Annotated in this window: 27 protein-coding genes; 5 read left to right on the forward strand and 22 right to left on the reverse strand. The window is 70.8% G+C overall.

From position 1 onward, the window contains the following. Together RC2_RS07900 and RC2_RS07905 are read right to left on the reverse strand one after the other, a co-directional pair. The gene (locus tag RC2_RS07900) at positions 1 to 840 is read right to left on the reverse strand and encodes a glycosyltransferase family 2 protein (protein ID WP_068144936.1); all 840 of its coding nucleotides are present in this window, start codon (positions 838 to 840) and stop codon (positions 1 to 3) included. Then, positions 837 to 1,967 (reverse strand): class I SAM-dependent methyltransferase, encoded by a 1,131-nt coding sequence (locus RC2_RS07905; RefSeq protein ID WP_068144889.1) that lies wholly within the window; start codon positions 1,965 to 1,967, stop codon positions 837 to 839. The genes RC2_RS07900 and RC2_RS07905 overlap by 4 nt, the downstream gene beginning before the upstream one ends. A gap of 38 nt (positions 1,968 to 2,005) precedes the next feature. Here RC2_RS07905 and RC2_RS07910 point away from each other — a divergent pair, with 38 nt between their 5' ends. Continuing rightward, on the forward strand, positions 2,006 to 2,566 hold the full coding sequence (locus tag RC2_RS07910; RefSeq protein ID WP_068144885.1) for a dTDP-4-dehydrorhamnose 3,5-epimerase family protein: 561 nt from the start codon (positions 2,006 to 2,008) through the stop codon (positions 2,564 to 2,566). Positions 2,567 to 2,582: 16 nt separating this feature from the next. Here RC2_RS07910 and RC2_RS07915 read toward each other — a convergent pair whose 3' ends face one another. From RC2_RS07915 to RC2_RS07945, 7 genes are all read right to left on the reverse strand, one after another. Beyond that, on the reverse strand, positions 2,583 to 3,620 hold the full coding sequence (locus RC2_RS07915) for an NAD-dependent epimerase/dehydratase family protein (protein ID WP_068144882.1): 1,038 nt from the start codon (positions 3,618 to 3,620) through the stop codon (positions 2,583 to 2,585). Between the two features lie 7 nt (positions 3,621 to 3,627). Next, on the reverse strand, positions 3,628 to 4,287 hold the full coding sequence (locus RC2_RS07920) for a PIG-L deacetylase family protein (RefSeq protein WP_068144930.1): 660 nt from the start codon (positions 4,285 to 4,287) through the stop codon (positions 3,628 to 3,630). Then, positions 4,284 to 5,084, reverse strand: coding sequence for a glycosyltransferase family protein (locus RC2_RS07925; protein WP_068144879.1), 801 nt, complete (start codon positions 5,082 to 5,084; stop codon positions 4,284 to 4,286). Before RC2_RS07925 ends, RC2_RS07920 begins: the two co-directional genes overlap by 4 nt. Then, positions 5,081 to 6,358: a class I SAM-dependent methyltransferase gene (locus RC2_RS07930; RefSeq protein WP_068144927.1), complete on the reverse strand. Its 1,278-nt coding sequence runs from the start codon at positions 6,356 to 6,358 to the stop codon at positions 5,081 to 5,083. The genes RC2_RS07925 and RC2_RS07930 overlap by 4 nt, the downstream gene beginning before the upstream one ends. A gap of 201 nt (positions 6,359 to 6,559) precedes the next feature. After that, positions 6,560 to 7,510 (reverse strand): non-homologous end-joining DNA ligase, encoded by a 951-nt coding sequence (gene ligD, locus RC2_RS07935; RefSeq protein ID WP_068144878.1) that lies wholly within the window; start codon positions 7,508 to 7,510, stop codon positions 6,560 to 6,562. 9 nt (positions 7,511 to 7,519) lie between these two features. After that, positions 7,520 to 8,398 carry an alpha/beta fold hydrolase gene (locus tag RC2_RS07940; protein ID WP_211266784.1) on the reverse strand — a complete coding sequence of 293 codons (879 nt, stop codon included), beginning with the start codon at positions 8,396 to 8,398 and terminating at the stop codon, positions 7,520 to 7,522. A 5-nt stretch (positions 8,399 to 8,403) separates the two neighbouring features. Beyond that, positions 8,404 to 8,979: a TetR/AcrR family transcriptional regulator gene (locus RC2_RS07945; RefSeq protein WP_072681253.1), complete on the reverse strand. Its 576-nt coding sequence runs from the start codon at positions 8,977 to 8,979 to the stop codon at positions 8,404 to 8,406. Positions 8,980 to 9,028: 49 nt separating this feature from the next. Here RC2_RS07945 and RC2_RS07950 point away from each other — a divergent pair, with 49 nt between their 5' ends. Then, entirely contained in the window at positions 9,029 to 9,946 is a 918-nt protein-coding gene (locus tag RC2_RS07950) for an oxygenase MpaB family protein (RefSeq protein WP_072681256.1), read from the forward strand. Between the two features lie 250 nt (positions 9,947 to 10,196). After that, on the forward strand, positions 10,197 to 11,000 hold the full coding sequence (locus RC2_RS07955; protein ID WP_245811016.1) for a DUF559 domain-containing protein: 804 nt from the start codon (positions 10,197 to 10,199) through the stop codon (positions 10,998 to 11,000). A 203-nt stretch (positions 11,001 to 11,203) separates the two neighbouring features. On the opposite strand, the gene groL is transcribed toward RC2_RS07955, so the two are convergent. From groL to RC2_RS07985, 6 genes are all read right to left on the reverse strand, one after another. Continuing rightward, complete coding sequence (gene groL, locus RC2_RS07960; protein ID WP_068099370.1) at positions 11,204 to 12,829, reverse strand: chaperonin GroEL; 1,626 nt, start codon at positions 12,827 to 12,829, stop codon at positions 11,204 to 11,206. A 213-nt stretch (positions 12,830 to 13,042) separates the two neighbouring features. Continuing rightward, positions 13,043 to 13,564, reverse strand: coding sequence for a DUF6764 family protein (locus RC2_RS07965; protein WP_371828672.1), 522 nt, complete (start codon positions 13,562 to 13,564; stop codon positions 13,043 to 13,045). A 126-nt stretch (positions 13,565 to 13,690) separates the two neighbouring features. Beyond that, positions 13,691 to 14,035, reverse strand: a complete 345-nt coding sequence (locus RC2_RS07970; protein WP_068145037.1) for a UBP-type zinc finger domain-containing protein — start codon at positions 14,033 to 14,035, stop codon at positions 13,691 to 13,693. After that, complete coding sequence (locus RC2_RS07975; protein ID WP_068145041.1) at positions 14,032 to 15,501, reverse strand: ATP-binding protein; 1,470 nt, start codon at positions 15,499 to 15,501, stop codon at positions 14,032 to 14,034. Before RC2_RS07975 ends, RC2_RS07970 begins: the two co-directional genes overlap by 4 nt. A 23-nt stretch (positions 15,502 to 15,524) precedes the next feature. Further along, on the reverse strand, positions 15,525 to 17,186 hold the full coding sequence (locus RC2_RS07980) for an NAD(P)/FAD-dependent oxidoreductase (RefSeq protein WP_068145044.1): 1,662 nt from the start codon (positions 17,184 to 17,186) through the stop codon (positions 15,525 to 15,527). After that, positions 17,183 to 18,106: a LysR substrate-binding domain-containing protein gene (locus tag RC2_RS07985; protein WP_068145045.1), complete on the reverse strand. Its 924-nt coding sequence runs from the start codon at positions 18,104 to 18,106 to the stop codon at positions 17,183 to 17,185. The genes RC2_RS07980 and RC2_RS07985 overlap by 4 nt, the downstream gene beginning before the upstream one ends. Positions 18,107 to 18,177: 71 nt before the next feature. On the opposite strand from RC2_RS07985, the gene RC2_RS07990 reads away from it, so the two are divergent. Continuing rightward, positions 18,178 to 18,588: a DUF5997 family protein gene (locus tag RC2_RS07990; protein WP_371828670.1), complete on the forward strand. Its 411-nt coding sequence runs from the start codon at positions 18,178 to 18,180 to the stop codon at positions 18,586 to 18,588. Positions 18,589 to 18,630: 42 nt separating this feature from the next. Here the strand turns inward: RC2_RS07990 and RC2_RS07995 are convergent, their stop codons facing one another. Beyond that, positions 18,631 to 18,963 carry a hypothetical protein gene (locus RC2_RS07995; protein ID WP_068145047.1) on the reverse strand — a complete coding sequence of 111 codons (333 nt, stop codon included), beginning with the start codon at positions 18,961 to 18,963 and terminating at the stop codon, positions 18,631 to 18,633. Positions 18,964 to 19,257: 294 nt separating this feature from the next. On the opposite strand from RC2_RS07995, the gene RC2_RS08000 reads away from it, so the two are divergent. Next, positions 19,258 to 19,641 (forward strand): DUF1304 domain-containing protein, encoded by a 384-nt coding sequence (locus RC2_RS08000; protein WP_068145232.1) that lies wholly within the window; start codon positions 19,258 to 19,260, stop codon positions 19,639 to 19,641. Between the two features lie 76 nt (positions 19,642 to 19,717). Here RC2_RS08000 and RC2_RS08005 read toward each other — a convergent pair whose 3' ends face one another. Genes RC2_RS08005 through RC2_RS08030 form a run of 6 tightly spaced genes read right to left on the reverse strand, consistent with a single transcriptional unit; the run spans position 19,718 to position 22,495 of the window. After that, on the reverse strand, positions 19,718 to 20,269 hold the full coding sequence (locus tag RC2_RS08005; protein WP_068145049.1) for a hypothetical protein: 552 nt from the start codon (positions 20,267 to 20,269) through the stop codon (positions 19,718 to 19,720). Beyond that, positions 20,266 to 21,150 carry an Asp23/Gls24 family envelope stress response protein gene (locus RC2_RS08010; RefSeq protein ID WP_139277315.1) on the reverse strand — a complete coding sequence of 295 codons (885 nt, stop codon included), beginning with the start codon at positions 21,148 to 21,150 and terminating at the stop codon, positions 20,266 to 20,268. Before RC2_RS08010 ends, RC2_RS08005 begins: the two co-directional genes overlap by 4 nt. Beyond that, the gene (locus RC2_RS08015) at positions 21,143 to 21,322 is read right to left on the reverse strand and encodes a DUF2273 domain-containing protein (RefSeq protein ID WP_068099361.1); all 180 of its coding nucleotides are present in this window, start codon (positions 21,320 to 21,322) and stop codon (positions 21,143 to 21,145) included. The genes RC2_RS08010 and RC2_RS08015 overlap by 8 nt, the downstream gene beginning before the upstream one ends. 44 nt (positions 21,323 to 21,366) lie before the next feature. Continuing rightward, the gene (locus tag RC2_RS08020) at positions 21,367 to 21,663 is read right to left on the reverse strand and encodes a hypothetical protein (protein ID WP_068145054.1); all 297 of its coding nucleotides are present in this window, start codon (positions 21,661 to 21,663) and stop codon (positions 21,367 to 21,369) included. Beyond that, positions 21,660 to 22,001, reverse strand: a complete 342-nt coding sequence (locus RC2_RS08025; RefSeq protein WP_068145058.1) for a hypothetical protein — start codon at positions 21,999 to 22,001, stop codon at positions 21,660 to 21,662. Before RC2_RS08025 ends, RC2_RS08020 begins: the two co-directional genes overlap by 4 nt. Continuing rightward, positions 21,998 to 22,495, reverse strand: coding sequence for an Asp23/Gls24 family envelope stress response protein (locus RC2_RS08030; RefSeq protein WP_068145060.1), 498 nt, complete (start codon positions 22,493 to 22,495; stop codon positions 21,998 to 22,000). Before RC2_RS08030 ends, RC2_RS08025 begins: the two co-directional genes overlap by 4 nt. Positions 22,496 to 22,552 lie beyond the last annotated feature (57 nt).

Raw genomic sequence — 22,552 nt, forward strand, 5'->3', positions numbered from 1 at the left:
TCAGCGCCGCCGCAGCCCGCGCATCACCGCGCCCGCACGGACCTGCACCCGGGTGAGCACGGCACCGAGAATGCGCCGATCCCCGGCCACCACGTCGCTCGGCCGCACGTAGGCGGGCATCTCCCGCGCCAGCCGGTGATGCATGCGCACCGACTCGCTCAGCTTGCTGTAGCTCGAGGTGCGGCTGCACAGATTGAACGTCGAGTCCCGCCAGGCGGCGTCGACCGAGTCGACGCCGTGGAAGTCACCGAAGACGCCCATGCGCGCGAACAGATCGACGTCCATCGGGAAGACCAGGTCGCCGCGGAACCCGCCGACGCGGTCGTAGAGGTCGCGCCGGAACATCGTGGCCGCAGTGGGACCGAACTCCGCGGGCCCGCGCCGCACGATCACCCCGGCCAGATCCTTGCCGGCCCGGCGACCGAGCAGGCCGGGCAGACCCAGCCCGGTCTCCTTGACCGCGCCGTCCTCGTCGATCACCTCGAACCGCGACGACACCACCGACACGGCCGGGTCGTCCAGGACGGCCTGCTGCCCGGCGAGTGCGCCGGGACGCACCACGTCGTCCGCGCACACCACCTTGACCAGACGCCCGGTCGACCGCCTGACCACGGCGTTCCAGTTGTCCCCGATCGACAGGAGCCGTCGGTTGCGCTCCACGCGCACCCGCGGATCGTCGAAGGAGCGCGCGATCTCACCGGTGTCGTCGGTGCTGGCGTTGTCGAGCACCAGCACCTCCATGTCGACGTCCTCGGCGAGCACCGACCGCAGCGTGGTGCCCAGCGTCCGGCCCGCCTGATACGCGGGAATGCACACCGACAGCGGTACGGTCGCGGTCATCGCCGGAGACCTTCCGTGAGCAGGGCGAGATCGACGAACGCCACGTCCGGATGCGCGGCGGAGACCTCGGCGAGCAGATCCGGCACGGTGACGACGACGCGGTCCGGCCGGGCCGTCGCCAACCAGTCGGGACCGACGATCGGCACGGTCGTTCCCGGCATGCGCCGACCCCACTTCGCGGGCGAGGCGTCCACCGTCGCTCGGATCGTCGAGGCGTCCACGCCTGCCAGGGCGAACAACGCCACCGCGCGGGACGCCGCGCCGTAGGCGGCGACCGACACACCGGCAGCGGCGGCGTCGTCGACGGCCCGACGCAGGGCCGCCACCTCGTGGGTCGCGGCCTCACCGAGGCCGACCAGCACGGCCGCGTCGGTGACACCGAGGAGACGCTCCTCGGCCAGCACTCGACGTGCACACTCGAGGTCGGGACTCACCACGCGCACGTCGGCGTCCATCGGTCGGGCCGTGACCAGCAGCGTGCCGCCGTAGAGCTCCGACTCCCAGCAACCCGTGGGCACGAGCTCGGCGGCGTGGAGGGCCCGCTGCAGGGCAGTGAGCGACCAGTAGGCGAAGTGGCCGTGCCGCACCGACGTCCATTGCCGCTGCCGCAGGATGGCGCCGAACGTGTGGATCTGCAGGACCAGCACCCCGCCGGGTGCGAGCCGTGCCGCTCGTTCCCGCAGGGCGGCAGCCTGATCCGCCTCGTGCATGAGGCCGAGGCCGTCGACGATCAGGGTCGCCGGCGCGTCGTCCGCCGAGGCCGGGAGCGCGTCGCGCACCCCGCGGGCCCGCAGATTCGGCAGCCAGGATCCCCCGTGCGGACTGCCGTACTCCCGCACGACCGTCGTGTCGGTGAGCCAGCCGCGCGCCGCGATCTCCGCGACCGCACGCTCGCCCGCACGGCGCACCGCCGCCGGCTCCACCCCACGGGGCTCGTCCGCCGTCGTGTCGTCGCCGGGCAGCTGGGCCAACCCACACGCGGTGCACAGGGCGAGTCGGAGGACGTGCCGCGGGTCCGTCGCCGGATCGGTGTGCGCGAGCGGGAACAGATCCGCCGCCGGCACGGTCCCGAGATCGAGCACGGTCACGAGGTCCGCCGCGCCGCAGACCCGGCAGGACGCGGTCACGACGCGACCGCCCGGTCGACCCGGGTCAGACTGGAGACATGCGCGTCGTCACCACGCCCCTGCCGGACGTCCTGGTCTTCCTGCCCACACCTCACCGCGACGATCGCGGCTTCTTCACACGGACCTTCGACACGGAGATCTTCGACGCCGCCGTCGCCGAGCACACCGGCCTGGACGTCCGGTCCGCGGACTTCCGTCAGGATTCCCAATCTCGTTCCGCCGCCGGTGTTCTCCGTGGCCTGCACGGACGCGGCGGCCGTGGCGAGACCAAGCTGGTGCGCTGCGCCCGCGGCGCCGTGCAGGACGTCGTAGTCGACGCGCGGCCCGACTCCCCCGCCCGAGGCCGGTCCCACGCCGTCGTGCTCGACGACGTCGACTTCGCGCACCTGTTGGTGCCTCCGGGTTTCCTGCACGGGTTCCTCACGCTGAGCGACACCGCGGACGTCTGCTATCGCATCGACCGGCCGCACGACCCCACCGAGGACGTCGGGGTGCGCTGGGACGACCCGGATCTCGCGATCGACTGGCGCGCCGCACCCGAGTCGCTGAGCGCCCGCGACACGGCGGCCGGTTCGTGGGCGGACCTGCTCGCGCGCTGACCGGCACGGTCTCGCGTCAGCCATGACGCGCCGCCGTCACGGTGCGATGCAACGTCTCGTCGAGTTCACCGCGACGCTGCAGTTCGGTGATGCGCGCCAGACGCGTGAAGCGCTGCGACAGGGTCTCGGCCGTGAGGCCGTGGCGTCGGTAGGACTCGGCCAACTCCACCGCGCCGTCCCGAATGTCCCAGTGGGCCACGAACTCCGGCAGAATCCGGCGTGCCGCGGAGAAGTCCACCCGGTACGAGCGCGGATCCGCCCCGTACTCACCGGTGATCACCACGTCCGCACCGGTCACCTCGGCCACCGTCTCCGCGATCTGCGCGACCGTGACGTTGTTGGCCTCGGTCCCGATGTTCAACGCCCGGCCCCGTACCCGCGCCGCGGGTGCCGCGAGAGCCGCGGCGAACGCCGCCGCGATGTCGCGCGCGTGGACCAGCGGACGCCACGGGGTGCCGTCGGACTTCACCACCACCCTGCCGGTGAGGACGGCCGACGCCGTGAGGTCGTTGACCACGATGTCCGCCCGCAGCCGGGGCGAGAAGCCGAACGCCGTGGCGTTGCGCAGGAACACCGGCGTGAAACCCTCGTCGGCCAACGCGGCGACGTCGTCCTCCACCCGCACCTTGCTCACCGCGTAGGGCGTGAGCGGACGCAGCGGGGCGTCCTCGGTGACGGCGTCGGCACCGGCGGCGCCGTACACCGAGCACGTCGACGCGTACAGGAAGCGCTCCACCCCGGCGTCCTTGGCCGCGCGCGCCAGCCGTACCGACGCATGGTGATTGATGTCGTGGGTGATGTCCGGAGCCAGCGTGCCCAGGGGGTCGTTGGACAACGCCGCGAGATGGATCACGGCGTCGAACCCGCGCAGGTGGTCGACGGTGACGTCCCGCAGATCGAGTCGCAGCGCGTCGGGTTCGGCCGGTGCCGGCCCGAGAACGCAATCGGCGAACCACCCCGTGTCCAGACCGGTCACGGTGTGACCGCGTTCGATCAGCAACGGCACCATGACCGTGCCGAGATACCCCTGATGTCCCGTGACGAGAACGTGCATTACGGCTTCACCTCGACCTGTCCCGGCTGCCGACGTCCAGCAGCATCTTCTCCACGACGAATCCCTCCGCGTACCGGCTGCGGCACTGCACACCCCGTAGCCGCGCCACCGCGAGGAAGGTCTCGTCGTCGTACCAGTCGTGTCCCTGCTGCGAGCGGTAGTGCATCGCCAGCAGCTCGACCTTGCGTCGAGCTACGCTGTCCTGCAACGGAATCAGGACCGGAATACGTGGCAGGTCCGATTCCCACTTGACGATCTCGTAGCCCAGCACCAGATGGTCCCGGAACGTGGTGGGCACCAGTTCCGCCAGCAGGCGGTGGTCCTGGTGCGCATCCGCGCGCTGGGGGGCCAGCACCACCTCCGGCTCGCACGTGCGCCGGAAGGCCTCGAGGCCGTCCTTGACCGCGTTCCAGTGGTGCGGCATCCGGCCGTCCGGCACGTCCAGCACGGTCAGGTGCACCGTCGCGTCGGGGCAGAAGTCCGCCAGCGCGGCGCGCTCCTCCTCCTCGCGGTCGGTCCCGCCACCGGTGAGCACCAGGGCGTGGACCTCGGTGACCGACGATGCGCAGAGCGTCAGCAGGGTGCCGCCCGCGCCGATCGCGATGTCGTCGGGGTGCGCACCCACCACGGCCACCGATCGGATCGGTCCCGGGGAGAGCCCGATCATGCGACGTCGGCGGACGCCCGTGCGGATCGCTCCCACACGGCCCAGGGGCGAATGCCGCGTCCGTAGTCGAGATCGAGTTCCGCCCGCTCCTTGAACGTGTCGGCCGGCTTCCAGAACCCTTCGTGCCGATAGCCGAACAGCTCGCCCCGCCCGGCGAGCGCCATGCACGCGTCGCCCACCAGGTCGCCGCCCGGCGGGATGTGATCGAACACGGCCTGGCTCAGGACGAAGTATCCGCCGTTCTCCCAGATCGGGAATCGGCTGACCGGCACGATCTCCTTGATCTCGCCGGCCTCGGAGACGTCCACGCAGTGGAAGCTCGACTGCGGCGGCACCACCAGCATGGACGCCACCGCGCCCGAGGCGTGGTACTTCTCGATCATCGTGTCCAGCGGGGCGTCGGTCAGCACGTCCGAGTAATTGGCCAGGAAGTACTCGTCGTCCCCGAGGTGCTCGCGCACCCGGCGCAGGCGTTCACCGATGGGCGCCTCGACCCCCGTGTCGACGAACGTGATGGACCAGTCGCTCATGTCGGTGGCCAGCAGTTCCACTTTGCCGTCGCGCAGCACGAAGTCGTTGGACTCCTCCTCGTGGTAGTCGAGGAAGAACTGCTTGATCGCCGCGGCACCGTACCCGAGGCACAGGACGAACTCCGTGTGCCCGTAGTGGGCGTAGTACTTCATGATGTGCCACAGCAGGGGCCGTGGTCCGACCATCTGGAGCGGCTTGGGAATGGTGTCCCCGTCCCCGTTACGCATCCGCATGCCGTATCCGCCGCAGAACAGAACGACCTTCATGACAGAGCCTCCACGGGTTCGTCGGTGCGCAGGGTGGCGCGGGAGAGATCGGCGGTGCGCAGGGACGGGAGCGGGAAGACCACCCGCCCACCCCAGTCGCCGACGTACCGCAGCTGGTCGGTGAGCTCACGCTCGAGGTTCCAGGGCAGCACGAGCACCACGTCCGGGCGGTCGGCCGCGATCCGATCCGGATGATGGATGGGGATGCGCGTGCCGGGAGTGAATCGACCGTGCTTGTACGGGTTCCGGTCGACCGTGTACTCGAGCAGGTCGGGCCGGATGCCGCAGTAGTTGAGCAGCGTGTTGCCCTTGCCGGGGGCGCCGTACCCGACCACCCGCTCGCCGCGGCGGCGGCAGTCCAGCAGGAACTCGAGCACGGCCGCACGGGCATCGCGCGCGGCGGAGTCCAGGCCGCGGTATCCCTCCACCGTGTGCAGGCCGGCGCGACGCTCCTCCGCCAGGAGCTCCAGGGTGCGCTCGCTGGGCGGGCCGGCGTTCGCGGACGGTGTGGCCCACAGCCGAATGGATCCCCCGTGCGTCGGCAGCGCCTCGACGTCGATCACCGTCAGGTCGCCCGCCTCCAGGGCGCGCATGGCCGTCAGGACCGTCCAGTACTGGAAATGCTCGTGATAGACGGTGTCGAACTGCGCCTCGGCCACCAGTCTCAGGGCGTGGTGCACCTCGATGGACACCAGACCGTCGTCCGTCACCAGCGTCCGCAGCCCCTCCGTGAACCCGCGCACGTCGGGGATGTGGGCGTAGACGTTGTTGGCCACCACCAGCGACGCGGGCCCGTGCTCGGCTCGCACGCGCGCGGCCGTCTCCGGGTTCAGGAACGCCGTCAGCGTGGGCACCCCTGCGTCCCGCGCCGCGGCACCGACGTTGACACTGGGTTCGATTCCCAGACAACGGATCCCGCGATCGACGACGTGACGCAACAGGTAACCGTCGTTGCTCGCCACCTCGACCACGAAAGCGTCGTCACGCGCCACGAGGTCCATCCGCCCGGTTGCCTCGTCGACGAACCGGCGGGCGTGGTCCACCCAGCTCGACGAGAAGGACGAGAAGTAGGCGTACTCGGTGAAGGTGTCGTCCGGACCGACGAGGGCCGGAATCTGCAGCAGCAGACAGGCCCGGCAGACGCGAACGTGAAGCGGGTAGGTGGGCTCGGGATCGTCGAGGCGGTCCGCGGTGAGGAACGATTCACACGGCGGGGTGGCGCCCAGATCGAGGACACTCTCGAGATCACGCGACCGGCAGAGGCGACACACCATCTTCGTCACTCCTTCGGGACGGCAGTCGGTGGCTTCTCACGACACGTGCCGGTCCGGCGTCGTGACCCGGACCCGTTCGCATCCCCCGACGCCGTAACGAACCGCATGACTGCATTTGTACGATTTGTACGCATTCTGCCACAGAAACCGTACCTGCGCCCGGTTTCGGGGCGAAGAACCGTCCGAACGGACGACACCGCCTCACTCCTCGGGCGCGCGCAAACCCGCCTGCTCGTCCCGCTCCGCCCACTCGACCAGGGGTCGGAGGTCGTACGCCGCGTCGTCGATCCCGGCGTGCAGGTCACCCAACTCGGCGAACCGCGCCGGCACCGTGTGCATCGTGAAGTCGTCGGGAGAGGCGTCGGGAATCTCGTCCCACCGCACCGGCGTGGACACCGTCGCCCGCTCGGTGCCGCGCACCGAGTACGCACACGCGATGGTGTGATCGCGGGCGTTCTGATTGAAGTCCACGAAGACCTTCGACGGGTCCCGGTCCTTCCGCCACCACGTCGTCGTCACGTCGTCGGGAGCACGTCGTTCCACCTCGCGGGCGAACGCCAGCGCGGCCCGACGCACGTCGCCGAATCCCCAGTCCGGACGGATGCGCACGTAGACGTGCAGTCCGTGGCCACCGGAGGTCTTCGGCCAGCCCACGGCGCCGAGCTCGTCCAGCACCTCGTGGACCACCCCGGCCACCCGCCGCACCCGGTCGAACGAGCACTCGGGCATGGGGTCGAGATCGATCCGCCACTCGTCGGGGCTCTCGACGTCGGCCCGACGGCTGTTCCACGGGTGGAACTCGACGGTGGACATCTGCACCGCCCAGATCACGTGCGCGAGCTCGGTCACGCAGAGCTCGTCCGCGGTGCGGTGGTAGCGCGGGAACGTCACCCGCACCGTCTCCATCCACTCCGGGGCACCGCGGGGCAATCGCTTCTGGTGCACTTTCTCCCCCGCGAGACCGTCCGGAAAGCGGTGCAGCATGCAGGGGCGCTCACGCAGCGCGGTCACGATGCCGTCGCCCACGGACAGGTAGTACTCCACGAGGTCGCGCTTGGTGGCCCCGCTGGCCGGGAAGTAGACGCGGTCGGGGTTCGACACCCGCACGGTGCGGCCGCCCACCTCGAGTTCGATCGCCGGAGACGCCGCCATCGTCCGAGCCTAGGTCAGCGACTCGTCGAGAGCACGGATCGCGTCGGCGAATCGTCCCGGCAGTTCCTGCGGCGGATTGTGGCCACAGTCGACCTCGCGCACGTCGACGAGCCGGGTGAAGTGCCGGGTGTGGTCGGGGACCCCGTACAGCGCGGCGACGGTGTCCTCCGTGGGGTCGAGCACGACCGTCGGCACGGTGATCGGCGGCCCCTCCGCCAAGCGCTCCTGCGTGGCTGCGTAGGCCGGGTCTCCCTCGGCCATCCCGTGCCGGTGCCGGTAACTGTGCACGACGACGTCCACGAAGTCCGGATTGTCGAACGCCGGTGCCGTGGCGGCGAATTCGGAGTCGCCGAACCGCCAGGTGGGTGACCAGTCCGCCCACAACGTCTGGGCGAGCTCGGCACGGTAGGCGGCCAGTCCCGCCCGGCCCCGCTCGGAGTGGAAGTAGTACTGATACCAGTATCGCTTCTCGAGATGCGGCGGCGCGGGTGTCGCGAGCCCGCCCGCCTGGATCAGGTAACCCGACACGCTGACCAGACCCGACACCTCGTCGGGCCACAGCGCGGCCACCGCGCACGCAGCGCGGCCGCCCCAGTCGTAGCCCGCCACGATCGGGCGGTCGAGGCCCAGGGCGACGATCAACTCCCGGAGGTCGTGCGCCAGCGCGGCCTGCTCCCCGGAGCGCGGGGTGGCGTCGTCGAGGAACCGGGTGGCGCCGAACCCGCGCAGGTACGGGACCACGACGTCGTGGCCGGCGTCGGCGAGAAGGCGGGCCACGTCGTCGTACGAGCGGGTGTCGTAGGGGAAGCCGTGCAGCAGGACCACCGGCCGACCCGACGGATCGCCGTACCGGTCGATCGCGACGTCGAGAACTCCAGCCACCACCATGCCCGTCACCATTCCCCGCGACCGGCCGCGGCAACCACGGCGACGCAGTGCTCGGTGAAGCGGTCGCGGTCGACGGGCAGCTCACCGTCCAGGAACGCGGTGAACAGGGTGGTCAGCGCACCGACCACGGCGGTGGCGGTGAGAATCCTCGTCGCCGGATCCGTCTCGTTGGGCAACTGCGCTTCCACGAGCGCCACGAAGTGCGGCACGGTGCGCGTTCCGATGCGGCCGAGCGCGCTGTCGCCGAACGGAGCGGCGAGCAGCACGCGTCCGTACTCCGGGCGGTCCAGCACCAGATCGGTGAAGGCGTGCACCGCGCGGCGCGCCCGCTCCGACGGCCGTCGCGCCCGGCCGACCGCGGCGACCAGGGCCTGCTGGGCGCGGTCGGCCACCAGGGCGTAGACCTCCCGCACGAACGTGTCGCGGTCGGTGAAGTTCTCGTAGAAGTACCGCTCGGTCAGGCCCGCGCGCGAACACACGGACCGCACGCTCACCGCCGGTCCCTCGGGCGCCCCCAGCAGGTCCACACCCGCGGCCAGCAACGTCTCGCGCCGGTGCGCGCGCCTCGCCTCCAGGTCCACCCTCGTCCTCACCGTTGACGTCCGTGCGCACCGACTCTACGGTGACAACATGTGTAGTCAGCCGCTCGGGCCGGACGCGCTCACGTGGCGGTACTTCGGCGATTGGCGCGGCATGCTGCAGGGACCCTGGGCCGGGTCGATGCAGAACATGCACCCCGGCCTCGGCGCGGCGGTCACCGAGCACTCCACCTTCGAACTCGAACGGTGGCAGCGAGTCATGCGCTCGCTCTACCCCATCGGCGGAGTGGTCTTCGACGGAGCGCGCGCGGCCGACACTGCGGCTCGAATCCGTCGGTACCACAACGATATCGGGGGCGTCGACGCACAGGGACGCCGCTACCACGCCCTTGATCCCGACACCTTCTACTGGGCCCACGCGACCTTCTACGTCGGCACGCTCCGCACCGCGGAGTGCTTCATGGGTGGGCTCACCGAGGCGCAGCACGAGCAGCTCTTCGCGGAACACCGCCAGTGGTACGCCCTGTACGGCATGAGCATGCGCCCCGTCCCCGCCACCCGCGCGGACTTCCAGCGCTACTGGGACCACATGTGCCGCGAGGTTCTCGAGGACACGCCCGCCGCCCGGGTGGTGCTCGACCTCTCCGAGCTCCCGCGCCCACCGTTCCTGCCCTGGCTGCCGGCCCGCGTGTGGGCGCTGCTGCGGCCGGCCGTCGCGCGGTCCGCCGTGCGCCTTACCGTCGGGCTCTACGATCCATCGGTTCGAGAGCTGTTGGGCTACAGCTGGTCCGAGGCCGACGAGCACTGGTTCCGCCGTGTCTGCCGCGCCGTCGAGCTGGCCTTCCGCCTCGTCCCCGCACGCCGGCGCCTGCACCCCCGCGCCCGGGCGGGGGTCGACCGCGCCACCGGGCGGCTCCCCGCCGACGCGCCGCTCCCCCAGACCCCCGACCGCAACCTGCCCCTCCCGGACCGGCGGAACAGCCCCCGTCACTACGTCCCCGGCCGCTGACCGCGCGAGTTCTCGCACGATATCGGTGCCGTTTCTGCGGATCCGCGGACCGCGTCTCGATCGTGTGGCAGAACTCGCGTGCCGCCGCTCCGCAACCCCGGTCATCGCGCCCCGGGGAGAGCGGTCACACCATCCCCGGGCCGAGGCACGAGCGGCTCTCCGCCCTACGCGACGCGCTGCGGCCATGGGGGTCGTCACCAGAGCTCAGCTGATCGCGGGAGGGCTACACCAGTCCACCGTCCGCCGGCGGGTGGCCAACGGAACGCTGCACCGCCTGCTCCCCGGGGTGTACTCCACCGAGCCCGCCGACTACCGCCGACGGTGCGACGCCGTCCTCCTCTGGAAGCCGGACGCCGTCCTCAGTCACGACACCGCCGCCTGGTGGTGGGGTCTGCTGGACGACGAGCCCGCGTCGGTGCACGCGACCGTCCCGCCGACCGGGACGGCGGGTGGACCGTCGTGGGTCCGCGTTCACCGACGCCTCCTGACCGACGTGCGGCTGCTGGGAGAGACCCCACTCGTGTCCCCGGAACACGCGATTCTCGATCTGGCGACCACTCTGAGCCGACCGGACTTCCAGCTGGTCATCGATCGGGCCTCGAGTCCGAAGATTCAGTGGCGCGCGCTGGCCGCACTGTGCGACGAGGCAGGCGGCAAGGCCGGAATGCGAGTCCTGCGCGAGGAACTACGACGGGCTTGCCCCGGCACGCTGTCCGAAGCCGAGCGACTCCTGGCTCGGACCCTCTCGGCCCGGTCCTTCCGCATGGAGATCAACGGCCGCGTCGGCCCGTATTACGGCGACCTGGTCTGCCGACGAGCTCGCGTGATCGTGGAGGTGGACGGACGCGAATTCCACAGTGCGGGGGCGGTGTTCACCAACGATCGGAAACGCCAGAACGCACTCGTCCTGGACGGGTGGCTGGTGCTGCGGTACTCGGTCGCCACCGTGCCGGCGACCCCGGACGCAGTTGCCGACGAGATCATGGCCGTCGTGCGGCGGCGCCGGTCTCTCACACGGGGCCGACACCGCCCGGGCGCGAGTTCTTCCACATGATTGCGCCACGACCCGCGGATTCGCAGCTTCACGCACGATCGTGTGGCAATACTCGCGACGCCGGGCAGCTCGGTCCGCCACCCGACGGTCCAGGGTGAAGCCCCCGGTGCCCGACTCGGCCCGCGCGACGAACTCGTCGCACACACGCCGACGCCCGGCCCACCGCGAGGGTGGACCGGGCGTCGGACGAGGTGGGGCAGGACTCAGAAGTCCATGCCGCCCATGCCGCCGGTCGGATCGCCCGCGGGCGCTCCGGCCTTCTCCGGCTTGTCGGCGACGACGGCCTCGGTGGTGAGGAACAGAGCCGCGATCGACGCTGCGTTCTGCAGAGCCGAGCGGGTGACCTTGACCGGGTCGTTGATGCCGGCAGCGAGCAGGTCCTCGTACTCGTTGGTCGCGGCGTTGAGGCCGTGGCCGGTGGGGAGGTTGCGGACCTTCTCCGCGACGACGCCGGGCTCGAGGCCGGCGTTGAACGCAATCTGCTTCAGCGGTGCCTCGAGGGCGACGCGCACGATGTTGGCACCGGTGGCCTCGTCACCCGAGAGGGTGAGTCCGTCCAGAGCCGGCGACGACTGCAGCAGAGCCACGCCACCACCGGCGACGATGCCCTCCTCGACGGCGGCCTTGGCGTTGCGCACGGCGTCCTCGATGCGGTGCTTGCGCTCCTTGAGCTCGACCTCGGTGGCAGCACCGGCCTTGATGACCGCGACGCCACCGGCCAGCTTGGCCAGACGCTCCTGCAGCTTCTCGCGGTCGTAGTCCGAGTCGGAGTTCTCGATCTCCGAGCGGATCTGCGCGACGCGACCGGCGATGGCGTCGGCGTCGCCTGCACCCTCGACGATGGTGGTCTCGTCCTTGGTGACGACGACCTTGCGAGCCTGGCCGAGCAGCTCGAGTCCGGCGCCCTCGAGGGACAGGCCGACCTCTTCGCTGATGACCTCGCCACCGGTGAGGATGGCGATGTCGGCGAGCTGAGCCTTGCGGCGGTCACCGAAGCCCGGTGCCTTGACGGCGACGGACTTGAAGGTGCCGCGGATCTTGTTGACCACGAGGGTGGAGAGAGCTTCGCCCTCGACGTCCTCGGCGACGATCAGCAGCGGCTTGCCGGACTGGATGACCTTCTCCAGCAGCGGCAGCAGGTCCTTGACCGTGGAGACCTTGGAGCTGACCAGCAGGATGTAGGGATCCTCGAGGACGGCTTCCTGACGCTCGGCGTCGGTGACGAAGTAGCCCGAGATGTAGCCCTTGTCGAAGCGCATGCCTTCGGTGAGCTCGAGCTGCAGGCCGAAGGTGTTGGACTCCTCGACCGTGATGACGCCTTCCTTGCCGACCTTGTCCATGGCCTCGGCGATGAGCTCGCCGATGGACGCGTCGCCCGCGGAGATACCGGCGGTAGCAGCGATCTGCTCCTTGGTGTCGATCTCCTTGGCGGACTTCAGCAGGGACTCGGTGACAGCGGCGACGGCGGACTCGATGCCGCGCTTGAGGCCGAGCGGGTTCGCGCCGGCCGCGACGTTGCGCAGGCCTTCGCGGACGAGCGCCTGAGCGAGGACGGTCGCGGTGGTGGTTCCGTCACCGGCGACGTCGTCGGTCTTCTTGGCGACTTCCTTGACCAGCTCGGCGCCGATCTTCTCGTACGGGTCCTCGAGCTCGATCTCCTTGGCGATGGAGACGCCGTCGTTGGTGATCGTGGGGGCGCCCCACTTCTTCTCGAGCACGACGTTGCGACCCTTGGGGCCCAACGTCACCTTGACTGCGTCGGCGAGGCTGTTCAGCCCACGCTCGAGGCCACGACGTGCCTCTTCGTCGAACGCGATGATCTTGGCCATTGCGAAGTGATCCTCCGGATTGGGGGTGACACGCGAAGCGACCGCGGTTGGGGCCGCTCCAATTCCAATTCCGGCCGAGTCGGTGCCCGCGACGGACGACCAGGGGTGTCGACGATTCCCGATCTCACCTCTTCGACCTGGCACTCACACTACATGAGTGCCAGGCCCGATTCTGGCACTCGACCCAGCCGAGTGCAAGCCCTCGAGGTCCGGTCAGAATCCGGCGATGCAGGCCCGCCCGGTCGAGAGGTCGAGCGCGAAGGAGTTGAGGCCGGCGCAGTTCACACCCGTCTCGGTGGACGCACTCGCGCCGCCGCCGTAGCCCGCCACGGCGATGGCCGTCGCGCCGTTCGACGCCGCCGACCGACTGATGCCGCCGCCGAGCGCGAACGCGTAGGAGTTGCCCGCACCGGAGACCGCACTGAGCGCGGTGCCGAAGCCCGTGGCCGTCGCGTTCGCCGCGCCACCGTCGGCGACGGAGACCGCGGTGCCACTGTCGCTCGCGTCCGACCGTGCGACGCCCGGCGCGGTGGCCTTGGCCCCGCAGCTCGCCGTCCCGTCGATCCGAATGTCGTTGGCGGACGGGGGCGAGACGCACGTGACCGGTGCCGCCGTGGCGGTCGCGGTGCCGAGCACCGCACCGAACGACAGGACGGCCGAGGTGGCGGCGACGGCAGCGGCGGCGCGGCGGACACGCGAGGAACGAGCGGACGAGAAGGCGGCGAACAGCGTCACGGAGAACTCCTGGAATTGCGGCGAGAGATCCACCCACGGGCGGACGTGCACGGCGAACCTTACCGGCCCCACCCGGCCGACGAGGGGCGCCGAACGTAACGATTCGGTGTGCGCCCGAGCCCCGGGTCAGTGGACGTGGTCGCGCCAGTCGGCCGGCACCCGCTCGGCCGGACCCGGAACCGTCTGATCCCGCGGATGATGCTGTGGCGCAGCGAGTTCCGGGCCCGTGGTCATCACCTCGCGGCGGTAGTCCCAGAACCAGGTCTCGCCCGGTTCGTAGGACTGCACCACCGGATGTCCCGTCGCGGCGACATGGGCGCTCGCGTGCTGTGCGGGCGAGGAATCGCAACACCCCACGTGCCCGCACCGAGCGCACCGCCGCAGGTGCACCCACCACCCGCCGCCGGCCTCGCACTCCACGCATCCCGGGCCGCTCGGTGGGACCGTCGGATCGATCGCCTGCTCGCTCATGCGCCGTCGCCTTCCGCCTCCTCCGCCGGGCGTGCGCCCGCGGGTCCGCGTGGCCCGTCCAGCGGCAGCCGAACGACGAACGCGGTGTCTCCCGGCACCGACTCCACCCACAGGTCGCCGCCGTGCTTGTTCACCACGATGCGTCGGGAGATGTCGAGCCCCAGCCCGGTCCCCTCCCCCACCGGCTTGGTGGTGAAGAACGGTTCGAAGATGCGGTTCCGGATCTCCCCGGGGATCCCCGGCCCGGAATCCCGGATCTCGACGACGGCGTTGCTGCCGTCCCGCCGCGTGCGCACGGTGAGGGTGCCCGTCCCGCCCATCGCGGCCACCGCGTTGTCGATCAGGTTCGTCCACACCTGATTCAGCTCTGCGGCGTAGGCGGCGACCTCCGGCAGGGCCGGGTCGAAGTCCTTGACGACGGTGACGCCGTCGCCGATACGCCGAGCCAGCATCACCAGCGTGCTCTTGAGCAACATCCGCAGGTCGACGCGGGTGAAGGGCGCGCGGTCGATCTGCGAATACTGCTTCGCCGCGCCGACGAGCGTGGAGATGCGGGTCGTCGACTCCGCGATCTCCGACATCAGCAGTTCGGTCTCGACGGTGTAGTTCAGCCACCGCACCGTGCTCTCGAGCAACCCGTCCCCGGCGTCGGCGGCCACCCGGTCCAGCCAGGCGACGTCCAACCCCGCGGCGACGAACGTCGGGGCCAGGTCCCACCCGTCCGCGACGCCGTGCTCGGTGAACCAGTCGCCGAGCTCGTCCTCGCGGTCGGCGGTCTCCATCGGCGTCAGGTCGGGCGCCTTGCCCACCAGATCCGCCGCCTCGTCCTGCAGCCGCATCAGGGCGGTGAGGGCATCGGTGTCGTAGCTACCCGACGCGATCACCGCCAATTTCCGACGCATGTGGGACACCCGATCGCGCAGCGCCGCCGTCGCCCGCACCGCCGCGGCGGCGGGGTTGTTGAGTTCGTGCGTCAACCCGGCCGACAGCGAACCCAGCGCCAGGAGCCGTTCACGCTGGTCGATGACGGCCTTGGTGCTCTGCTGCCCGAAGAACAGGCCCTCGAGCAGGTGGACCGCCATGGGGAACCACTCGCGCATCAGCGCCCCGAACACATCGGCGTCCAGCACGAAGAAGCGCGACCGACGTACGACGTCCATCGACGCCATGTAGCGCTGCGGTGCGCGGTCCCCGAGGTAGGCCTGCCACGCGCCGGCGTACACGCCGCGTTCGGACGACCGGTTGATTTCGATGGCTTCGCCACCGGACAGCTTCGACAGCGTGATCTCGCCGTCCAACAGAACGTAGAAGCAGGTGGCCTCGTCACCCTCCGCGTAGACCGGGCCGGGGTCGACGACCTCGACGTGACCGCACCGGCACAGCTGTTCTCGCTGCTCCGCGTCGAGCGACTCGAACAGGAACAAGCTCCGCAGTTCGTCCGGGTCGCACTCGACGACTTCGCTCATCGCAGGCCTCCGTCGCGCGTCCGTCAGGGTTGAGCCAGGTACCGGTGTACCAGCATGACCGCCATCGCGCCCTCGCCGACGGCGGACGCGACGCGCTTCGCGGAGTCCGCGCGGACGTCGCCGGCAGCGAACACTCCCGGCACGCTGGTTTCGAGATGGTGCGGGGGGCGATCGGCGGTCCAGCCGCGCGGCCGGATGCCGTCGACCGTCAGGTCCTGACCGGAGACGACGAACCCGTGCCGGTCGCGCACCACGTTCTCGCCCAGCCAGTCGGTGCGCGGCTGAGCCCCGATGAACAGGAACAGGTGGCCGGTCTCGACGGTCTCCTCGGCCCCGTCCACCGAGCGGAGCGTGATGCGCTCGAGGTGGCCGTCGCCCTCGGCGCCCACCACCTCGGTGCACGCGCGCACCCGGATGGTCGGGTTCCGTTCGATCTGCCGGATCAGATAGTGCGACATCGACGCCTCGAGTGACTGCGCTCGCACCACGATGGTCACCGACCGCGCCCACCGCGACAGATACATTGCAGCCTGACCGGCCGAATTGGCTCCGCCGACGACGTAGATGTCCCGATCCGCGCACCCCACCGCCTCCGTCGTCGCGGAGCCGTAGAAGACGCCGCGTCCGGCGAAGTCGTCGACCCCGGGCGCGGGGTGACGCCGGTAGGCGACCCCGGTGGCGAGGATGATCGCGTGGGCGGCGATCGACGCGCCGTCGGCGAAACGGACGACGCGCGCCGGTCCGTCGACCTCGATTCCCACGACGTCGCGCGTCGTCACCAACTCGGCGCCGAACTTCACCGCTTGACGACGGGCCCGCTCGGCCAGCTGCGTTCCGGACACACCGTCGGGAAATCCGAGGTAGTTCTCGATGCGCGAACTCTGTCCGGCCTGTCCGCCGGTGGCGGTGCGTTCGACCAGGACGGTGCGCAGCCCCTCCGACGCGCCGTAGACCGCCGCGCCGAGGCCGGCCGGTCCGCCGCCGACGACGACCAGGTCGTAGAAGTCCTCGGCGGGGGTCGTCCCCAGTCCGAAGTACTCGGCCAGTTCGGTGTCGGTGGGATCGACGAGCAGCGACCCGTCGGCGCAGACGACCACGGGCAGCGTACGGTCGTCGCGGTCCGCGGCGGCGAGCAGCCGGGCGCCCTCGGGTTCGTCGGCGAGGAACCACCGGTACGGAAGGCGGTTGCGCGCGAGGAACTCTCGCATCTCGCTGGACCGCGACGCCCACCGGCCGGCGATCACCTTGGTCTCGGTGACCGGCCGCAGATCCGCGCCACGCCAGGACTCGAGGAGCGCGTCGATCACCGGATACAGCTTCTCCTCGGGCGGGTCCCACGGTTTGAGGAGGTAGTGGTCGAGGTCGACGACGTTGATGGCCTCGATCGCGGCGTCGGTGTCCGCGTACGCCGTCAACAGCACGCGGCGGGCGTGCGGGAAGATGTCCATGGCCTGCTCGAGGAACTCGAGCCCGCTCATCCCCGGCATCCGATGGTCGGCGAGGAGCACCGCCACCTGATCGCCCCGGAGGGCGATCTCGCGCAGCGCCTCGAGCGCCGATTCCCCCGACTCGGCGCGGACGACACGGTAGTCCTCGCCGTACTTGCGACGCAGATCGCGCGCCACCGCCCGCGACACCGACGGATCGTCGTCCACCGTGAGCAGCACGGGCTTGGGCGCGGTCATCGTGCTCGCTTTCGACGGGAGATGGGGCGCGGCGGCGTCTTCCGCGCGGGGGCGGCGGTCTTCCGCCGCGTGGGACGCGTAGCAGGGGTGGCACCCGTTCGCCGCTCGGCGGCGGCGCGAGAACTGTGCTCGGACCGGCCTCGAACGATGCCGAGGAACTCCTGCCGGGGGTCGGTGTCGTCCTCCCCCCTCTCGACGGGCCAGGCCAGGAACACCTGCGTCGACGGCGCGTCCGTGACCGGTCGGTAGACCAGATCCTTGCGCGCGTGAAGCCGAGCGAGCGAGTGCGGGAGCACCACCGGCCCGACGCCGGCGGCGACCATCTCGAGCGTGACGGCGACGTCGTCACCTCGGTCCTGCATCGATTCGTCGTCCAGGTCGGCGAGGGTGACCGCGTCGTACGCGGCGACGGGATGGTCCTTCGGCACGACCACCACGGCCACCTCGGCGTACAGCGGGACGGTGTGAAGACCGTCGCGGTCGGCGGGTTCGCGAACGAAGCACATGTCCACGCGGCCCTCGCGGAGTGCCGTCAGCTGGTCGGGCTCCTCGATCACCTCGACGGTGAGGGGAGTCCCGGGGAATCGGTCGACCCAGATGCGCGTCCATTTGGTCACGGTGACGCCGGGCACGAATCCGATGCGCAGGGCGGGGACGGGTGCGGGCGCGGGTTCCGCGCGCCGTCGCTCGTCGTCGGCGGCGACGACGGCACGCGCGTGCGCCGACAGGGCCTCCCCGGCGGGGGTGAGGTGCGTCCCGGACTCGTCGGTGACGAACACCCGCTCGCCCACCTCGGCCTCGAGGTCTCGGATCGCCGCACTCAGGCGGTGCCGGGAGATGGACAGGTCTCGCGCCGCGCGACCGAAGGCGCCGATCTCGGCGACCGCGAGGAACCAACGCAGGACGGTCGCATCGTTCACTCGATCAGGGTAGGTCACCGGTACGACGGGCATGGGCCGCTCGAGACGGGTGCCCCCGATAGGGTGGTGCCGTGAGCACCGGAGACGCGTCCCAGACGATGAAGCCGCTGACCGCGGCCGGCAAACTCGGCATCTACCTGCCGGCGGCGCCGGAGGACTTCCGCTCCACCAGCATCAGCCGGGCGGACCTGGACGCCCTGCGCGCCGACCCGCCGGAGTGGCTGAGGGAGCTGTGGGCGTCCGGTCCGTTCCCGCGCGACGTGGTCGCGCGCAAACTCGGCGTGACCAACACAGCGCTGGCCCGTAACGGGGTGTCGGACGCGATGACGCAGGAGCAGATCGACGCACTCGTCGGGGAGGAACCCGAGTGGCTGATCCGCGAGCGCGCGAACCTGGCGGAGGTCCAGCGCGAGGCGACCCGCGTGAAGGAGAAGGAGATCGAGCGGCGCGAACGCACCAATCGGCCACCCAAGAACCGCTGACAACCGCTGATCGGGCCCGACCGCAGCCGGGCCCGGGGCGGATCAGACCGCGGCGGACCGGCGGTGTGCGAAGGACGCGCGTGCGTCCTGGTGAGCCGTCCGGCGTGCGGTCACCTCGTCGAGGCCACCGACCAGGGCGGACACGAGTCCCGCGGGATCGGTCAGCCACTGGCGTTCGATGGCGGCCACCTCGTCGGGCAGCAGGAGCCCGGTGTAACGCAGGTCGGTGACCCACCGGTCGATGTCGCCGTGGTCGATCGACTCGAGCGCGGCGCGATCCACGCCGGCCTCGAACTCGTCACAGAACACGGCGCGCACCAGGTCGGTGTGGCCGGAGTTGACCGTAGGACGTCGGTTCTCGAGTAGCTCGTACATCCGCATCTCCCCGATACGAGGCGCCGCATGGACGCCGTCCAAACTGGGTGTAACGAGTACGGGAACGTGAGCGATACAACAATCCCGGTCGTTGACGAGAGCGTACGCCCCGGAGAGCCATTACGCAGACCCTCGTAACAATTCGTGACCTGCCACAAACACGAATGTCATGGATACCGTTCGTTTCGGTTGTGCGGTCTCCACAAATTTCACCGCGAACCATTGTTCGACCATTGTGCGAGTCGGCGTGTCGGACTCGGTGTGTCGGCCGCCGACATCACGCATACTGCGCAGATGACCGCCCTCGCCACGATCGCCGCGCTGCTCGCCGCCGCGATCCACACCTACATCTTCGTGCTCGAGTCCGTGGCCTTCGATACCGCCGGGCGGCGGGTGTTCGGCGTGAAGGACGACGCCGAGGCCCGCACCGTACGCCGCTGGGCCTTCAACCAGGGCTGGTACAACCTGTTCCTCGCCGTCGGCGCTGCCGTGGGCGCGCTGGTGCTCGCGTTCGGAGAGGGCCACGTCGGTGCCGCGCTCGTGCTCTTCGCCTGCGGATCGATGGCCGGCGCCGCGTCGGTGCTCGCGGCCACCGACCGCGCACTTCTTCGACCCGCCGCGATCCAGGGCGGGCCCAGCGCGGTGGCCGTGATCGCCGCGGCGATCACCCTGATCTGATCCGCGCCGATCATCTGATCCGATCCGCGTCGTTGGGTGATCCGGTCCGCGGCGATCGAACCGCGACCCGCTCGGGTCAGGTCGACAGGAGAACCCGAACGGCCACGGCGCCCTCGCCGACCACCGCGGCGACGTGACGCCGGACCGCGGCGAGTTCGGCCGCCGCGGCGGCGGGCGATGCCTCCGCCTCGGTCCGCGCGATGACGGAGATCACCGGGACGCGGGTGCCGTCGACCCGCTCCCAGCGCAGGCGAGGCCGTGCCGACCTGATCCCGGGAAGGTCACGCGCGACGTCCGCGGCCTGCTTCGCGACGGCGCGCAGATCGACGGTGACCGAACCCGGCACCGACGGGTCCGCGCTCAGCGTCAGGTCGCGTCCGGCCGACGAGGGGAGTCGGCGCAGGAGCGACCACAGCAGGATCAGCACGAGGACGACACCCGCACCACCCAGTGCCCACGGCCACCACGTGTCCTGCTGACGGTCGGCGACCACGCCGACGTCGAGGGTGTCGAGGGTGAACGGCAGCGATCCCCGTTGCCAGAGAGCCGCGCCCACGCCCAGCGCGGCCAGAGCGGCGCCGAGAATCAGCACGCCGAGTCGATCGAAGAACGCGGTACTGCGCTTCACGACGTCGCCCCCTTCGTCTCGACCGTCGGCGCACCCGTGGCGGTCCCATTTTCGGCATCGGTCGCGGTGGAGGTCGCAGCGGCCGATCCGGTGGCGGACGCCCCGGACGTCCCGGACGTGTCCGACGCGGCCGCCGCCAGCTTCGCGCGGTCACTGCGGTGGATCCAGACGTCGTCGGCAATGCCGCTGGGCCGGTACCGGCGCCCGCGCCACTTGAGCGACGCCAGGATCATGAGCACGCCGACCACGGCGGCGGCGATGCCGGCGGGCACCATCCAGGACTGCGGCCCGAGTCCGTCGAGGTAGTCGAGGGCGCTGGCGGTCCAGGCCTCGCCCGGGACGACGTTCCACACCGCCAGCGCGTCGCGGATCAGCACAGCGGCCCCCGCCAGCAGCGCCAGGGTCCACAGCAACGCCCAGGGCGTCGCGGCGGGCGCGGCGAGGGGGCGCGGAGCGGGAAGCAGGTCGGCGGTGGATCCGGCGGAGGCTGCGAGGTCCCGGTCGCGGGGCGCGGCGAAGTCGCCCACCCGCACGTCCACGGATTCGGCGCGCAGACCCGAGTCGGCCATGCCGCGCGCGATGTCGCGTCGCAGCTCGTCGGCCACGACGACCGCCGAGCGCGGCCAGGTCACCGTGCAGTCGGCCGCTGCGCGCACGACGCGACCCTCCTGGGTCACCTTCACGCGGGACGGGCGGCGTCCGAAGGCGCCGCCGCCGGAGACGATGCCCGACGTCCGGGTGAGAGAGGCGTCGGCTATGCGCTCGATCGCGCGGTCGAGAACGGTCAGCGACCCGCGTTCACCGGGCTCGGCGAGCGGCGCCCGGTCGGAGCCCACAGCAGCCGCCGCGTCCGCACTCCGCGCGTCGTCCCGTTCAGCCACGGCCGCGGCCGCGCAGCAGGGACTCGGGATCGAAGTTGCCGTCCCGGTAGGCGCCCACGGCGAAGCCGATCGCCCCGAGCACGAGCGCGACCAGGAAACCGGTGAATCCGCCGGCGGCAGCCGCGACGGCCAGCAGCAAGCCGGCCAACAGTCCGATGGTGGAGGAGGTCATGGTGCTCCGATCGTGGAGGGGAAGAGTGGCAGGGACGGGATTGCTCACGGGTGCGGCGGGGTGGAGATGTCGACGTAGGTGCGTCGGCGTGGGAGTGCGCGCCCCGCCCGGCGGACGAGTCGCAGGACGCGGCGCGGAGTCGAGGTGACCACGACGACGTCGACCGGGCGTGCGGGCCGGGTTCGCTCGACCCCGATGCCGAACCGCCGGTCGATGTCGGCGAGCGCTCGCATCAGGACGTCGGGGTCGCCGCCCGCGTCGGGGTGATGAGCCCGAACCGCCGCACGACGAGCGTCCCGGTAGGCGCGCTCGTCGTGCGTCGGCTGTCGGTCGTCGATCACGGGGCGGGAGTACCCCCGCCGGGTTCGCTCGACTCGGCCTGCGCCGGGTCAACCGGCACGACGTCCTCGACGAGGACGTTCACCGGCTTGTCGACGACGGCGCGCACCGCTCTGCGCACCGCGTCGGCCGTGTCGCGCACGACCGAGTCGGTGGTGACGGCGATGTGCACCTCGGTGGCGTCGTCCCGCACGGCGACGCCCGAGACGCGACGCCCCGGCAGGTAGGTCCCGATTTCGCCGAACACGCCGCCGTGCAGGAACGCCACGCCGGGAACCGCGATCACGGCCGCAGCCACGCGGTCGGCGATGTCGTCACCTGCCGGAGCTGCGCCGGTCATCGGACGCGCGCGGGAGCGGGCTCGTCGTCGTCGTTGTCCTCTTCGAACAGATAGACGTCGTGAACGGTGATGTTGACCTCGGTGACCTCGAGGCCGGTCATGCGCTCGACAGCGTCGATGACGTTGCGGCGGATGCCTGCGGCGAGGTCCGCGATGGAGACGCCGTAGTCGGCCACGATGTCGATGTCGACGGCGGCCTGGCGCTCGCCGACCTCCACGGACACGCCCTGCGAGTGGTTGACGCGGGCGCCGGGGATGCGCTCGCGCAGCGCGCCGATGGCGCGGGTGGCGCCGCCACCGACCGCGTGAACGCCGTTGACCTCACGGGTCGCGATGCCCGCGATCTTCGAGACCACGACGTCGGCAATGGTGGTGCGGCCGTCGGACGCGACCAGCGCGCCGGTCCCCTCGCTCGACGAGGCGTTCGTGGACTTGTCCAGGGTCGAGTTCGCCGCCGAGGTGGTCGAGGTGGTCGAGCCGGTCGATGCAGTCATCTCCGAATCATCCTTTCAGGTCGTTGGTGTCGGGAGTGGGTCGCGGCTCGATCGGAA

Source organism: Rhodococcoides corynebacterioides NBRC 14404, from assembly GCF_001894765.1.
Classification (GTDB): domain Bacteria; phylum Actinomycetota; class Actinomycetes; order Mycobacteriales; family Mycobacteriaceae; genus Rhodococcoides; species Rhodococcoides corynebacterioides.

Bases quoted from the DNA above. Each gene is read 5' to 3' on its own strand.
- RC2_RS07900 (WP_068144936.1), bottom strand. From the start codon at position 840: ATGACCGCGACCGTACCGCTGTCGGTGTGCATTCCCGCGTATCAGGCG.
- RC2_RS07910 (WP_068144885.1), top strand. From the start codon at position 2,006: ATGCGCGTCGTCACCACGCCCCTGCCGGACGTCCTGGTCTTCCTGCCC.
- RC2_RS07915 (WP_068144882.1), bottom strand. From the start codon at position 3,620: ATGCACGTTCTCGTCACGGGACATCAGGGGTATCTCGGCACGGTCATG.
- RC2_RS07920 (WP_068144930.1), bottom strand. From the start codon at position 4,287: ATGATCGGGCTCTCCCCGGGACCGATCCGATCGGTGGCCGTGGTGGGT.
- RC2_RS07925 (WP_068144879.1), bottom strand. From the start codon at position 5,084: ATGAAGGTCGTTCTGTTCTGCGGCGGATACGGCATGCGGATGCGTAAC.
- RC2_RS07930 (WP_068144927.1), bottom strand. From the start codon at position 6,358: ATGGTGTGTCGCCTCTGCCGGTCGCGTGATCTCGAGAGTGTCCTCGAT.
- ligD (WP_068144878.1), bottom strand. From the start codon at position 7,510: ATGGCGGCGTCTCCGGCGATCGAACTCGAGGTGGGCGGCCGCACCGTG.
- RC2_RS07940 (WP_211266784.1), bottom strand. From the start codon at position 8,398: ATGGTGGTGGCTGGAGTTCTCGACGTCGCGATCGACCGGTACGGCGAT.
- RC2_RS07950 (WP_072681256.1), top strand. From the start codon at position 9,029: ATGTGTAGTCAGCCGCTCGGGCCGGACGCGCTCACGTGGCGGTACTTC.
- groL (WP_068099370.1), bottom strand. From the start codon at position 12,829: ATGGCCAAGATCATCGCGTTCGACGAAGAGGCACGTCGTGGCCTCGAG.
- RC2_RS07970 (WP_068145037.1), bottom strand. From the start codon at position 14,035: ATGAGCGAGCAGGCGATCGATCCGACGGTCCCACCGAGCGGCCCGGGA.
- RC2_RS07975 (WP_068145041.1), bottom strand. From the start codon at position 15,501: ATGAGCGAAGTCGTCGAGTGCGACCCGGACGAACTGCGGAGCTTGTTC.
- RC2_RS07980 (WP_068145044.1), bottom strand. From the start codon at position 17,186: ATGACCGCGCCCAAGCCCGTGCTGCTCACGGTGGACGACGATCCGTCG.
- RC2_RS07995 (WP_068145047.1), bottom strand. From the start codon at position 18,963: ATGTACGAGCTACTCGAGAACCGACGTCCTACGGTCAACTCCGGCCAC.
- RC2_RS08000 (WP_068145232.1), top strand. From the start codon at position 19,258: ATGACCGCCCTCGCCACGATCGCCGCGCTGCTCGCCGCCGCGATCCAC.
- RC2_RS08015 (WP_068099361.1), bottom strand. From the start codon at position 21,322: ATGACCTCCTCCACCATCGGACTGTTGGCCGGCTTGCTGCTGGCCGTC.
- RC2_RS08025 (WP_068145058.1), bottom strand. From the start codon at position 22,001: ATGACCGGCGCAGCTCCGGCAGGTGACGACATCGCCGACCGCGTGGCT.
- RC2_RS08030 (WP_068145060.1), bottom strand. From the start codon at position 22,495: ATGACTGCATCGACCGGCTCGACCACCTCGACCACCTCGGCGGCGAAC.